The organism is Pseudomonas sp. NPDC089428 (genome assembly GCF_044749325.1).
GTDB lineage: Bacteria > Pseudomonadota > Gammaproteobacteria > Pseudomonadales > Pseudomonadaceae > Aquipseudomonas.
Genome location: NZ_JBIVHT010000007.1, coordinates 83,268 through 96,240, shown reverse-complemented (window position 1 = coordinate 96,240; position 12,973 = coordinate 83,268). Strand labels below are relative to the sequence as shown.

Sequence of the window (12,973 nt, the reverse complement as noted above, 5' to 3'; positions counted from 1 at the left end):
CATGGATACCCTGGATCAGAAGCTCACGTCGACGTTCGACGGCAAGGTAGTGCGCAAGGATCTGCTGCATCGGATTAAGAAGGGTACCAACGTGCCCACCTTCGTACTGGAGTTCCTCCTGGCGCGCTTTTGTGCCAGCGACGATGACTCGGAGATCCAGGCAGGCCTGGAGGCGGTGCTAGACACCCTCAATGAGAACTACGTGCGGCCAAACGAGGCGAACGCAGCCCAGTCAAAGGTGGCCACCAAGGGCAAGCATCGCTTCATCGACAAGGTGCACGTCAACTACGTGGAGAAGGATCGCCGTCACTGGGCGGCCTTGGAGAACTTCGACTCTCGTAAGGTGGCAATCAGCGAGAAGTACTACCGCGACCACGACCGTCTGTTGCAAGGCGGTCTGTGGGCTGAGGTGACCCTGGCCTTTAACGAGATCGAAGACGACGACTACGCTTTCTACATCGAAGATCTGCGCCCGATCCAGATGAGTCGCTTCGACTTCGTGCGTTACTGCGAGGGGCGTGAGCAATTTACTCGGGACGAGTGGCTGGACGTGGTGCTGCGCTCTGTGGGGTTGGAGCCGAGCAAGCTGGCACAGCGAGTCAAGCTGCACTTCATTGCCAGGCTGGCCCCGCTGATTGAGCCTAACTACAACTTTATCGAGCTGGGGCCGCGAGGTACCGGCAAGTCCTACTTTTTCAGCGAGTTCTCGCCCTACTCGACGTTAATCAGCGGTGGCCAGGCTACCAAGGCCACCCTGTTCTACAACAACCAGCGTCACAAGATCGGACTGGTAGGTTACTGGGATACGGTGGCATTTGATGAGGTGGGCGGAATCAAGGTCAAGGACCAGGACACCATCCAGATCATGAAGGACTTCATGGCCAACGGGCGTTTCTCCCGTGGCGTTGAGGTCATTGCCGATGCCTCCATGGCCTTCGTGGGGAATCTGGATCTTTCGGTCGAGCAGATCGTCAACTCGGAAGTTCATGATTTGTTCCAGCCGTTACCCAAGGAGTTCGACCTGGCGGTACAGGATCGTTTCGCTTGCTATCTGCCGGGCTGGGAAATGCCCAAGAACAGCAGTGAATTCCTGACCAGTCACTACGGCTTCATCACCGACTACCTGGCCGAAGCATTCCACTACCAGTTGAAGCAGACCAACCGTTACGAGGAGGTCAGCAAACGCATCAAGCTGGGCAGGGCGGTTGAAGGTCGTGACGAGAAGGGCATCAAGAAGACCGTTTGTGCCTTTCTGAAGATCCTCCATCCCAATGGCCCACCGAGCGACCAGGAGTTCGATGAGTACGTGGCCTATGCGGTAGAAAGTCGCCGACGCGTCAAAGAGCAAATGAATAAGCGTAAGACCGATGACGAGTATGCGCGGATCAATCTGTCTTATCTTGATGCTTCAGGCAAAGAGGTGGTGGTCTATTGCTCTGAGTCACGTACTGCACCTGCCACTCAGGAGCCGACCCGCAAAAGCATACACGTCAGCGCCGGGGAGGAGGGGCGTGTTGCACCTGTGTACGTCGATCAGCCGGTTGTGGCAGCTATCGCCACGGTTGAGCAGCCACTTTTGGTCGCGGCTTCTGTCGGCGAAGCAGAGCTGCAAGAGCAGCATTACACCATTCACTACGGTGATACTGGCTACAGCTACGAATCGATAATGCTTCCCTACCTGAGGGCAGCGAAGACCGTGGAAATCGAAGATCCCTATATTCGAGCTAACCACCAGATCCACAATTTCGTGCGCTTCTGCGAGGCGGTGATCAAGTCACCCACGGTTAGAGCCATAAAGTTGACCACGAGCTATGATCAGGATACCGACCTCAAGGATGTTGCGGAGCACCTGGAAGAGCTCAAGCAGAGCTTGCTAGAGATGGATATCGCACTGGAGGTCAGGATCAACGAGAACCTGCACGACCGCGAGATCCGTACCGACAGCGGCTGGGTAATTAAGATCGGCCGTGGTCTTGACTTCTTTCAGAAGCCGGACAGTTGGTTTGGCATTGGAGCGAACGACCTGACGCTGCGGCGCTGTCTGGAGACTAAAGTCGATATCTTCAAGGCGAAGGGATGATTGCGGGCTGTCCGAGCGGAGTCCTCGCTGAGGTCTTTGCTCGGGCCGTCACAGCCAGTGCTCTGGCAGCTTGATTCCGTAGTTCTTCGCCACGGTCTTTAGCGTAGAGAGGATCTCGACATGCTGAGCTTGATCGGCGACCTGCCATGTGGGACGGCGCTCCAGCAGTCTCTTCAGTTCGTCCAGGTTGTACATGCCCAGGCGGTGGAAGTTGCCCCAGCTGGGAATGCCGAAGAGGTTGTAGATGACCACGGTGGCGTCGCGTTCGCTGGCCAGGCGTTTGTCCCCGCTAAGCTTTTCGGCGGCGGCTTCGGCTTCGTCCCGGTCGTCGTAGGTGTTGAGTAGTTTCATCAGTGTTTGCCTATAGTTCAGTTGGGCGCTGGATTCTGCCTGACTGGTAAAAAAGAACATCCGAGGATCTGTTCAGGTAGAGTCGCTTGTCTGCGACTCTACCTGAACATACGCCTATCGAATTAGCCCCGCTGCAACCGGCTTAGCATCCAACACGCCAGCAACACGACGAAGAGTATTGGCGGAAAGCGCAGCATCAGAATCACCAGCAGCATAAGCGTCAGGCACCCTGCAAGGATGCCTGCGAAAATGAAAACTGCTGCAAAGACGCGCAGAAGCTTCATTTTCGTATTCCTCACAGGTAGCCCAGTTCGGTCAATGACACACAGCCTTCGCGGCCCACGATTATGTGATCCAGCGTCCGCACCCCGACCAGGTTCAGTGCCTCCTTCAGTTTGTGGGTCAGGTTGCGGTCCGCCTCGCTGGGTTCAGGGTCTCCGGAGGGATGGTTGTGCACCAAGACTATGGCTGCGGCGTTGTGTTCCAGGGCTGCCTTAACAACCTCGCGTGGATAAACGCTGGCGCCGTCGAGTGTGCCCCTGAACATTTCCTGAAAGGCGATAACTCGATGTCGGCTATCAAGGTGGAGAAGGGCAAGAACTTCATGCTCGTAATCGCTCAACAGCGACTGCAGGTGACTGAACACCGCCTTCGGTGAGTTCAGTGCTCGCCCCCGGCGCAGACGCAGATTTGCCAACTGGCGGGCCATCAGCAGGATGTCGGTTTCGGTGACCGGAGACTCGATCAGGTAGGTTCCGGTCGAATCACTGGCTTTCAGTTTGTGCAGGCGCATGGCCGGCTCCTTGGTGGTTATCAGTCGGTGGGGTATGGCGCTGGGCTTGCGCCTCCAGCTTCTTGGCCAGGCTGTTTTTCGCAGATTGCAGGGGAGAGTTGGCGGTTGGGGATTGGCTTTCCTCTGCGGGGTAGAACTCCTCGACGATCGCACCGACATCCTCCTCGCTGTCCTCGAACGCGCCATTGCCGAAGCCACGCTGCGCCGCTTCATCCAGTGCGGCTTGAATGAAGCCTGCTGCTTGCCGCTGCGCATCGAGCTCTTTGGCGGCTTGCAGCGCCTCGGCCATGTCCATACCGCCGCGTACTGTCAGGTCGACGTAGAAGATCGGAGTGCCATGGCTCTGGCGAGTGGACTTGCCACGCAGGCGTAGTTCCAGCGGCAGGCACGCCAGGCGGTTGCCGGAAATGGCCTGGAAGTAATGCAGCCGGACGGCGAGGGTGCGGATGCTGTTGAAGCCGGTAGTGCGAAACACAAAGCTACCGAGCGGATCCTCATCACCAATGACTACGTTCAGCCGTCCGTAGGGCCTACAGATATTGCCCTTGGCCAATGGGCATGCATCCGGCGAAGGGCAGGGTAGGGACTGCATACCGTCTTGAGTGACGCGCTTGCAGGTCTCACCGTTGCCCACGCAAAGCGGTCGTCCGGACTGCCGATCAAACAGCGTGTAGTCGGCACGAAAGTTCAGCTCAGGCTCGTTGAACAGCAGGCGCACCGGAATGCTGCGCAGCTTCTCGTCCTTACCCTGACGCAGCCCGTCGTTGAGAGGGTGCAACAGCCAGCCGTCCTTGCCTTGTACTTGGGAGGTGATGGTGAACTGGTCATCCTTCTCCGGCAAACGCTTGCCATTTTTCTCGATGACCTTACCGATGGAGATGCGCCCGAGCACTGGGGGCGTCAGGGATAAGCCTTTCAGCATGGTGGTTCTCCTGGAAATGAAAAAGGCCAGCCACGCAGCGCGAGCTGCATGGACTGGCCAAGGAGAGATGGAGTGAGGAAAGTGAAAATCAGCCGACCAGGAAGCGCCGAGCACCAGCTTTCAGTAGTGGGTACTTGGCCTGCAAGTAAGGCTTGTCCTGGAGCAGCTGAGCGACATCGAGGCCGACGCTGTCCTTGGCTTTGCGCCAACTGACATAGCCGCCGGTGAACTCTGCCCGGCTGGCGTAGCCCATGGCCTGCTGTAATCTCTGCTTGAGCTCGGCCTCGCGCTTTTCCTTGTCGGCAATCGACTGGCGGACGGCCTTGAGCTCGATGAAGGCAGCGCTCAGTCCGGCATGGTCACTGAAGTCTACGACTTGGCCGTTGTCCTCCGGATAAAGGCAGCGCAATGCGGATTCAGCAGAGGCGGTGCCATCGGCTGGCGGTGGCGTATCGGTCTCCACGTACTGCCAAAACTTGCGCTCCAGTTCGATCAGGCGCGCGATGAGTTGTTCGTCCCTCTCAATTCGATGGACCTCCAACGTCTGACCGCCGAGCAGCACCGCCACATCTGCAGCCTGTTTGCCGGTGACGGCGAGTTGGTGCATCACTTGAAGCTGAACATACTCGGGGACGCCCTCTTTCCAGAGGCGCGCCCCGTTTATGCCGACGGTCTTGCATTCGAGGATCTGCACATCGTCGGCACCGATCACCTCGCGGTCGATGTTGGCGAGCATCCAAGGCAACTCCGGATCCGAATGCTGCAGCACGGCGTTGATGCGACGGACTTTATGCCTGGTGCGTTTGCTGTAGTGCCAGGCCACGATGGGCTCGAGCATATTCCCCCAGTACATCGGGCTTTCCTCATCGTGGGGATTGGCCTCGGGCATGCCGGCATCGCGATCGGTTTTCTCCAGCCACAGCTCCAGCTGGGACTTGTAGGGATTCAGGCCTACGGCAGCGGCTGCATCCGAACTGCCGATGCCTTGCTTGCGTATCTGCAGCCAGTCCTCGCGAGGCAGCTCCTTGGTGCTGACCAGGCGCAGGGCTGGGCGTTTCTTGGTGGTGCTGCCGTTCAATGACGGTGCTTTCATGGTATTCACCTGCAGATATAAGAAGGCCCGATCAGCACAAGGCTGACCGGGCGCGAGGATTGAGGTGAGTGAGGGTTAAGCGGCGAGCTGCAGCGCAGCATCCAGGGCGCGTTGCTTGATTTGCGCGCCCTGGCCGAACCAGGCCGAGTCCATGCGGTACTCGTTGCTGCGCGCGCGGCGCTCGTGGTCGACGTACTCGGTCACGGCGTTGAGCAGGCCCCAGGCGGTACCGCGCGCCGAGTCCAGCTGGCTACCGCGACCACGACCTTCGTACAGCTCCTGAACCTTGCGCAGGGCGCGCTCGTTGGGCAGTTGCTCCGGCAGTACTCCGGTCGGACTGGTCTCGCACATCACGGTCATGAAGAAGCCCAATGCCTCATGCCACTGCACCTTGCGCTCAGCCAGGGCACGCATGCGGTACATGAAGTCGTCCCATTGCGAGACGGCGATACCGAGTTGCTTCTTCACCGCCTTCGGATCGAAACGGGTGTTGTGCGGCACCTTGATCGCCCGGCAGGTGCCATCCAGGGCGATGGTCAGGGTGTTGTTGCACACGACGCGCACCGTGGTTGGTGTGGCTGTGGTGGCCAGTGTGCCGTCGCAGGAGGTCGCCAGCAGCAGATAGCCATTCACCTGGTCGTTGCCCTTGAGCGCCGCGCCTTGCCCAGTACGCGCCAGCGCCCAGAACTTGCGCCCACCCTTGAGCACGCCGGCCGTTTCCAACTCGTAGCCGGAAACTTCGGTGAGGTCACGATAAAATTCGAGTACCTCTCGGGGCTGCACCGTGTGGTAGCGCTGAGAGACCACCGACAGCGGCGCCTTGCTGTCGGATCGATAGAGCACCTTTTGCTCGGGGAAGGAGTGGATCGCGCCCAGGTGGCCGATGGCATCCGATTTGAAATGCACGGGGCTTTCCAGAATCTGCCAGTCCATTCCAGCTTCGCGTTGCCAGACTTCGATAGGTTGCTTTTGACTGAGCTGATTACCCAGGCCATGCCACGGGGTAGCGCCTGCGTAGGCCATGGTTTCGATGAGATGTGCCATGTTGGTGATTCCTTTTAGTACGGGCAGGCATAAAGCGCTGCGCGAGGCGCAGCACCGGACGGATTAATGAAAAGTAGAGAGGGCCAATCAGGTCGGCAGATTGAAGCGATGACCGCATTGCAGGCAGAGGTTGTGGGCCAAGATGTGGCGGTCGAGTGATTCACCGAGCTGAGCGCCGATCACGCAGCCACCGACACCGCCGGCCAGGCCGCCAAATATGGCACCTGATACGGAGCCGAGGGTGATACCGACCGGTCCGGCGATAGCGCCGATGGCTGCGCCAGTCTGACCGCCAGATAGGGCCGCGCTGACGCCACGCGCAAAACCGCTCACGGTGCCGATGGACGCACCGACCTTCATGGCGTGATGGAAGGAGGCGATTCTAGGGGAGTGGCAGAGAGGGCATTGCAACGACATGGGGGGGAACCTCAATGGTGATGATGTCGTTGGGGTTATGTGTGATTGAAATTTTTTTGAGTCGATTTTTTGCTGAATATCTTTCTCACGTCTGTCTGATCGGTGACCTCACTGTTGATATCTATAGCAATTCATCAGCATTTAAAGGGCCAATTCGCCACTTTTGCTGAAAGAGTAAACGTGCCAAAGAGAAGAGCGTCCGAGGATAAATACAGACTTGAGTTGATGGCGGGCTAATGGCCATCATTGCGTCGGTTAGATAATCAAGAAATCCCTTTACAAGCCGATGACCTCACCAACATTGCGCGTGTTTCAACAGGAGTAGTTGATGAAAGCCCCCCTGATCAAAGACATGGAAACCGCTGTAGCCGGTGTGCTCAAGATCTCAGCCGAGCTGAAGACTCGTAGCAACCCCCGCCCAGCCTTGGTCTCGATCCTGCGCAAACTGCGCATCGCCCGCGAGCTTTCCTCGGTCTACTACATCTGCGTAGCCGGCAGCCAAAGCGCCGGCAAGACCCGCCTGGTCCGCGAACTCTACGAGCTGGGCGATAGCTGGTTGGCAGACAACCAAGGCCGTGGCGAGCGTATCCCGGTGTTCATCCTCGAAAAGGACTGCGACGCGCCCTACGCTGTAGTCGTCAAGTACGACGCCCAAGGCAACGAGCAAGAAGAAGAGATCTCCCAGAGCGTCTTCCGGGCGCTGATCAGCGGCTACGACAATTCTGGCGACCTCGACTGCCTGTTCCCCAAGCTCTACGTCCCACGTCGCTACTTCGACGGCCAGCGCTGCGGCTTCGTACTGCTCCCAGGCTACGAAATGCTGAACCCGGACAACGTCGAGTGGCAGGGCCTCATGCGCCACACCCTGGTGCACTCCCTGGGCAGCATTCTGGTCACCGACCGCACCCGCGTCGCCGACAACAGCCAGAAGCAGATCCTCAACGATCTGGTTGCCCGCTACTTCCCCGATCGCAAACCTGCCATCGCCGTCACCAAGACTGAAACGCTCACCCCAGGGCAGATGGATGAACTGGCAGGCACTGTGGCCGAAGTGTTCCAGATCCGCTCTGACGAGCAAGACCGTGTGATATTCACCGGCGTTGGCGACGACTCCTACCGCTCTGCCTGGAGCAGCCAACTCATCCAAGTCATCAACAAATATACGCTGTCTGCAGGCGGCTCGGACGCAGGTCGTCTGCGGGAGCTGGAGAAGCTGCTGGACACGGAACTGGCAACAGTCAAGGCGGCGCTGGAAAGTGAGTTGGACGCTCAGAGCATTAGCGAACACCTGACCGAGCGCCAGGCCGAGCGGATGCGAGAGGTTTTCACCAAGGCGTCGGAGCGCTACCGGAACCGTTATGCCAAACGGCTGCGCGAGCACACCATGTCCTATCTCAATCAGGTCCAGAAAATTGCTGAGGATAGGTACATTAAGGAAGAAGAGAACTTCACCAACAAGCTTAGGCATGCGGCGAACTTCCTCACGCTGCAATCCGGTGAAAACGAAACCCGTTTCAGGTCGCGAATCATCGATTGCTGGTGCAACGGGACCAAGATTCTGCAATCCCCGCTGGAGTCCGATTACCTGGCCATCTCGGACATGTCCGCGAAAGAAATCGGTATTCAGGAAATCAAATCCACGGAGCTCGCTGCGATCAAGCATGAGGGCCTGAACAAACTGCTGGGTTACGAGGGTGCCTCTCTCGAAGTGCCTGCGGTGGGTACCCAGGAGCTGCAGCATGATCTGCGTCTGCTGCTTTCCAAGGGTAGTACTACCACCAATGACGTCGAGCGATTCAAAGCGGAGCATGTCGAAGAGGTGCTCAAGGCGCTGCCCGCGATGACCATGGAGTACTTCCGTCTCAACCAGGCAGTTGCCATCCGTACTCCTGAGCTGGCCCGCACCGAACTGGAAGCGTTCGATTTCGGCAAGCTCGCTTCGTCCATTCAGCAAGACCTCCCCAAGGTCGCCGCCTCGGCCAAGCCGCTGCTCAATACCCTTGCGGCAATCCTCGCAGTGGACGTGGTCATCGACGGCTCCATCGACACCATCCCGGCCATCGCGGGCACGCTGACGGGCGGCCAGACCGCTGCTGCTTCGCTGGGCGCTTCGTTGTCCATGGCCGCTGCCGGGGCGATCACCCTTGGTTTCATCGCCTATCGCGGTGCTTCCGAAATTCAGCGCTATGATGCGGCGCGCAAGGGCTTCATCGCCGAAAGCCTCAACCAGTTCGCCGAGGCCCATATCAAGAAGGGCCTGGAGCTCTACGACGACCTGATGGAAACCCTCGAAGAGCGCCTGGTGCGCAACCTGCGGGTGGCCTATGGCCTGGGCGCCGACCTCACGGTAAAAGACGCACTGGCACGTGGGTTGAAGCGCCTGGAGCACGCTCGGGTGAACCTGGTCAAAGCCATCGACGATGCGCAAAGCCGCCATGTGGCTTGAGAAATACAGCAACCGCTATCGCTGGGCCTATAACGCGTATCAGCGCTTCATCGACGAAATGGACCCAAGCCTGGCTGGAGACTTCAACCGCTCCAGCCATGTGACGGTCGCCGTCTATGGCGCCACTCAGGTCGGCAAGACCACGCTGATTCTGGATTTGCTGGGCGTGACCGGTGAGGCTCTGGAGCGCGCTTCCAGTGTATTGCGAGGCGATCAACGCATGGGCAAGTCTTCGACGGCCTGTGCGATTCGTTACGGCCGCTCGAAGGATGATCACTGGTACATCGGCGATGACGGTGGGGCGTTGGATGATGAAGCCGCAAGGGTACAGTTTTCCGCGATACGCACTGAGATGGAGGAGGGCTGGGCACAGTCCGTTGAGGTGTTGTCTGTGCGGTTGCCATCGATGTTCTTCGAGCAAGGGGGAGGGGATGCGCTGAGCCTGGACCTGCGCATTCTCGATATCCCGGGCATCAATGCTGTTAACGAGGCTGAGCAGGCTCAGGTCGCGCGAGTGGCGGAGAAGTATGTGGCCACGGCCGATCTGATCTTGCTGGTCGGGCGTGCAGATGACCTGGGCTTCCTTCATCCCAACAAGCTCAAGCTGGCGGCGTTGGGTGACTGGATGCTGCAACCCAACCGCTATCGTGTGGTGCTCTCCTATACGTTCTCGCCTGCCAGTTTCAAGACCTGGTTCGGGCAGGACGAGCGCACGGTGGATCAGGTGAGAGCCTATATTTACCAAGAGCTGGGTACCCACGACTACATGCCGCCGCCGGAAGTGGAAAAGATGTTGTTTCCACTGGAGTTTGGCGACTCGCTGCGAAGCCTCAGTGCCGACCCGGTATATCACCAGAGAGCCGTGAAACTGATCCTGCGGTTGCGAAGTGAATTACTGGCCGGCATCACAAAATCTGCAAGCCCGTACGGGCGTCTGGCCTCCGCATTCAAGATGAAAACCTTGATCGATGTAAGGCTTGAGCGAGAGCAGGTTCAATACGAAAAGCACAGGAAGGAGTTGGAGGTCGCCCTTCAGCAGGCACTGGATGCGCTGATGCAGAGCGAGGGCTTGTTGAATGACTGCCAGAAAGAAAGCGGCGCGCTACATCATCACAGACGTTGCCTGCACCGGTACCTGAAGGTTTACCGGGGCAATGATCTTCGCCGCTACTTCACTCAGCCTTTGCCGAGTACTACGGAATCAGTCAGTGCCCTGAAGTCGCTTGCCATGCAGTTCGAGAACGGTATCCAGGCCAAATGGAAAGCGATGTGTGAGCGCCACGCCCATCGTCAGGCCAATTCCCGACTGGCCGAGCTTTCGCCTCCCACGACCAGCGCGCTGAACAGCTTCTATCAGAAAATGAACGGGTACCTTACCGACGGCTACTGGTGGTCAAGCGAGAACTTCCGTACCGATCACAGCATGCTGCTGGGGGCGGCCGAGAAGGTCGTGGACGCCTACACCGAAGCCGCCACCGAGGAAATTCGCAAGTATATGGAGCATCAGGCGAATGGCCTGAAACGAAAATACTCGGATTACGAGCGGCGGCTTGCCGTGATGAAAACAGCCGTAGCAGAGCGCCAGCAGGCGGTGAAGGGCATACAAGGCAAGCGCCACCATCTTGAACAGGCCCACGCGGAATTCAAAGCGCGCATGCAGTTCAGCATGGAACACTCGCACAAGTTTGAACAATACATCCTCGAAGCGTTCAAGGCCGAGCTCGATCGCGTCCGGGAAGCCATCCGCCGTCCGCTCAATGCGATAGAACAGCTCTACGACATGTTCTACCTCCATGTGCTGCTGGGCGAACTCGACAAAATGCTGGAAGGGAAGAAGTTCTGATGGAACGATCCGATTTGGATGCCGAAATCTTAGCCGCTGATCAAGAGCTGTCAGCGCTGTTGGAAAAGCACATCAATGCGCCGGTGAAGCGAAGCATCGAGGAAGTGAGCGGGGGGCTGTCGCTCACACTCAAGGGCGACTTCGAGTCCACCGTGCTCAGCCTACGGTCGGAGCTGAAAAAGCTGCACAGCGCGTTCGAGGACTTGGGCGACGACCTTGGCAGCGTCCGCCAGGTGTCCAAGCGCATCGAGACACTGGTTCAGAAGGTTGAGTCTGCGCAGGATGGCCGGTTCGAGAATGCTGGCTTGCAGGTTGTCGAAAGCGCTCGCCTGGTTACCGAAGGGATCGCCGGTGTCGAGGAGCGCTTGAGCAAACTTGGCGCCGCCCAACTGCATCACCTGAACGCCGCGTTGAAAGCGCTGGCTGCAGATATTCACAGCCAGCGTGCTGAACGCCGCGATGACCAGCAACAGTCGTTGGCCAGACTGGATGAAATCGCGTCCACGATTGCAGCGCAGCAGGCTCAGTCGCAGACGGTGCAACAGTTGTCCAAGCGGCGCTTTATCTGGATCTGTGCGGCGCTTGGCTTGAATCTTGGTGTTCTCGTAGCCGTATTGGTCAAAGCATTCCTGTAGAGGCTTGCTCGGGTGCCCGGCATTGTCGCGGCGCCCGAATGTTGCAGTCGGATCGTCTTCTTCCTCCTTTTTGAACCGGTCAAGGACAGCCCGTCGTGAGTTCCTCAAAAGTACTTTCTTCCCCTGATACTACTGTGCAACGGCTTCTCGAAGAACGCGAGCAGGAGCGCCAAGCCGACCTGCTCGACCAGGTTGCCTTCACTGATACAGCCAGCGCACCGAAGGCGGTTGCGGTCATCTGGAGCTTCATTCGCTCTTATGACCAGCACCGCAACGAGATGCCGCTGGACCAGTGGCTCACCCAAGAGCTCAAAAAGTACCCGCAACTTTGGCAGGGCAATGCTGAGGTCGAGGCTGTTGCACGTACGTTGATCAACTCGATCTCGCGAACTCATCAGCACAAAGCGTCGTTGCAACAACACCTCGACAAGGGAAAGAGCGCGGTCAATTGGCTGGCCAGAGAGCTGGAACAGGACGTGCAGAACAACCCTGAGTTGAATCCAAGTGAATACGCGGGCCAGGTGCAGAGCATGCTGGCGTCAGCCAATGTGTCGCTGGCGCAAAAACTCGATCCGAGTGTGCGCCATTCCACTGTGCCTGACGATGTCACCGGTAATTCTTCGCCGATTCTTGCTGAAACCCAGCCGACCATCTGGGACGAAACCTCCCGCTTGGAAATTTCCAGGGAGATCAACAAGCAAGCGCTGCTGAATGCCGCCCTGAACGCTTCGTACCACGGTGCCCGTATCCTCGGACAGCGCACCTGGAACTGGTGGCGAGGTGAGGAAAACGCACCCGCAAGCGTGGCGATGCAGGCATTCTTCGACAGCTCGCTGAAGTCGGCCGACCATGTCGGCGCGCAGGTTGCGGTGTCGGGTGGCGTGATGGTTGCGGCAAAAAGTGGCTGGTTGAGCTTTTTCCGCGACGCGTCAGCCGAAGAGGTCGCGACCACGACCTACGTTGGCCTGGAGCGTGCCAAAGCCTTGTACAAGCTCGGGCAAGGCGACATTTTTGCGGATACCGCGATCAACGCCATCGAACAGACCACCATGGTGGCTGCTCGCTCATTGGCCCAGGCCGCTGAACATGAAGGCGCGGCGCTCGGCGCCGAGTGGGGTGCAGCTCTGGGCACTGTGTTTGGTCCAGGAGGTACGGCTATTGGCGGGGTTGTCGGTGGTGTCGTTGGCCGTGCGGCCGGGAAGGCCGTCGGCACCCTGATCGAGAAGGGCGGCCGAAAGGTTATCGAGGTTGCCAGCAAGGTAGTTCGCAAGGTGGTCGGCACACTCAAAGATGTAGCGACGAAGACCGTCGAACGCGTGTCAGATTTCTTTTCGTCGTTGTTTAGTTGA

The 12,973-nt window shown here is 58.4% G+C and carries 12 protein-coding genes; 5 read left to right on the top strand and 7 right to left on the bottom strand.

Annotation, left to right across the window (positions count from 1 at the left end; all coding sequences use genetic code 11):
• The first annotated feature begins 1 nt into the window (after window position 1).
• Complete coding sequence (brxL, locus tag ACIPZ5_RS15205) at window positions 2-2,080, top strand: BREX system Lon protease-like protein BrxL (protein ID WP_400809443.1); 2,079 nt, start codon at window positions 2-4, stop codon at window positions 2,078-2,080.
• 48 nt (window positions 2,081-2,128) lie between these two features.
• Here brxL and ACIPZ5_RS15200 read toward each other — a convergent pair whose 3' ends face one another.
• The 7 genes from ACIPZ5_RS15200 to ACIPZ5_RS15170 form a co-directional block, all read right to left on the bottom strand.
• On the bottom strand, window positions 2,129-2,431 hold the full coding sequence (locus ACIPZ5_RS15200; protein ID WP_186598288.1) for a hypothetical protein: 303 nt from the start codon (window positions 2,429-2,431) through the stop codon (window positions 2,129-2,131).
• A gap of 122 nt (window positions 2,432-2,553) precedes the next feature.
• Window positions 2,554-2,715, bottom strand: a complete 162-nt coding sequence (locus tag ACIPZ5_RS15195) for a hypothetical protein (RefSeq protein WP_019470421.1) — start codon at window positions 2,713-2,715, stop codon at window positions 2,554-2,556.
• A gap of 11 nt (window positions 2,716-2,726) precedes the next feature.
• Window positions 2,727-3,224: a DNA repair protein RadC gene (gene radC / locus ACIPZ5_RS15190; RefSeq protein ID WP_400809440.1), complete on the bottom strand. Its 498-nt coding sequence runs from the start codon at window positions 3,222-3,224 to the stop codon at window positions 2,727-2,729.
• Window positions 3,196-4,146 (bottom strand): hydrolase or metal-binding protein, encoded by a 951-nt coding sequence (locus tag ACIPZ5_RS15185; RefSeq protein ID WP_400809438.1) that lies wholly within the window; start codon window positions 4,144-4,146, stop codon window positions 3,196-3,198. The genes radC and ACIPZ5_RS15185 overlap by 29 nt, the downstream gene beginning before the upstream one ends.
• An 88-nt stretch (window positions 4,147-4,234) precedes the next feature.
• On the bottom strand, window positions 4,235-5,239 hold the full coding sequence (locus ACIPZ5_RS15180) for a YqaJ viral recombinase family protein (protein WP_400809437.1): 1,005 nt from the start codon (window positions 5,237-5,239) through the stop codon (window positions 4,235-4,237).
• 75 nt (window positions 5,240-5,314) lie between these two features.
• A complete protein-coding gene (locus ACIPZ5_RS15175; RefSeq protein WP_400809435.1) occupies window positions 5,315-6,283 on the bottom strand; it encodes a DUF932 domain-containing protein in 969 nt (322 codons plus the stop codon).
• 87 nt (window positions 6,284-6,370) lie between these two features.
• Entirely contained in the window at window positions 6,371-6,700 is a 330-nt protein-coding gene (locus tag ACIPZ5_RS15170) for a hypothetical protein (RefSeq protein WP_400809433.1), read from the bottom strand.
• A 328-nt stretch (window positions 6,701-7,028) separates the two neighbouring features.
• On the opposite strand from ACIPZ5_RS15170, the gene ACIPZ5_RS15165 reads away from it, so the two are divergent.
• The 4 genes from ACIPZ5_RS15165 (at window position 7,029) to ACIPZ5_RS15150 (ending at window position 12,973) form a co-directional block, all read left to right on the top strand.
• Window positions 7,029-9,146 (top strand): hypothetical protein, encoded by a 2,118-nt coding sequence (locus ACIPZ5_RS15165; protein ID WP_400809431.1) that lies wholly within the window; start codon window positions 7,029-7,031, stop codon window positions 9,144-9,146.
• Window positions 9,121-10,989, top strand: coding sequence for a dynamin family protein (locus ACIPZ5_RS15160; protein ID WP_400809429.1), 1,869 nt, complete (start codon window positions 9,121-9,123; stop codon window positions 10,987-10,989). Before ACIPZ5_RS15165 ends, ACIPZ5_RS15160 begins: the two co-directional genes overlap by 26 nt.
• Entirely contained in the window at window positions 10,989-11,624 is a 636-nt protein-coding gene (locus tag ACIPZ5_RS15155; RefSeq protein ID WP_133330374.1) for a hypothetical protein, read from the top strand. The genes ACIPZ5_RS15160 and ACIPZ5_RS15155 overlap by 1 nt, the downstream gene beginning before the upstream one ends.
• A 95-nt stretch (window positions 11,625-11,719) precedes the next feature.
• Window positions 11,720-12,973: a DUF1269 domain-containing protein gene (locus ACIPZ5_RS15150; RefSeq protein ID WP_400809426.1), complete on the top strand. Its 1,254-nt coding sequence runs from the start codon at window positions 11,720-11,722 to the stop codon at window positions 12,971-12,973.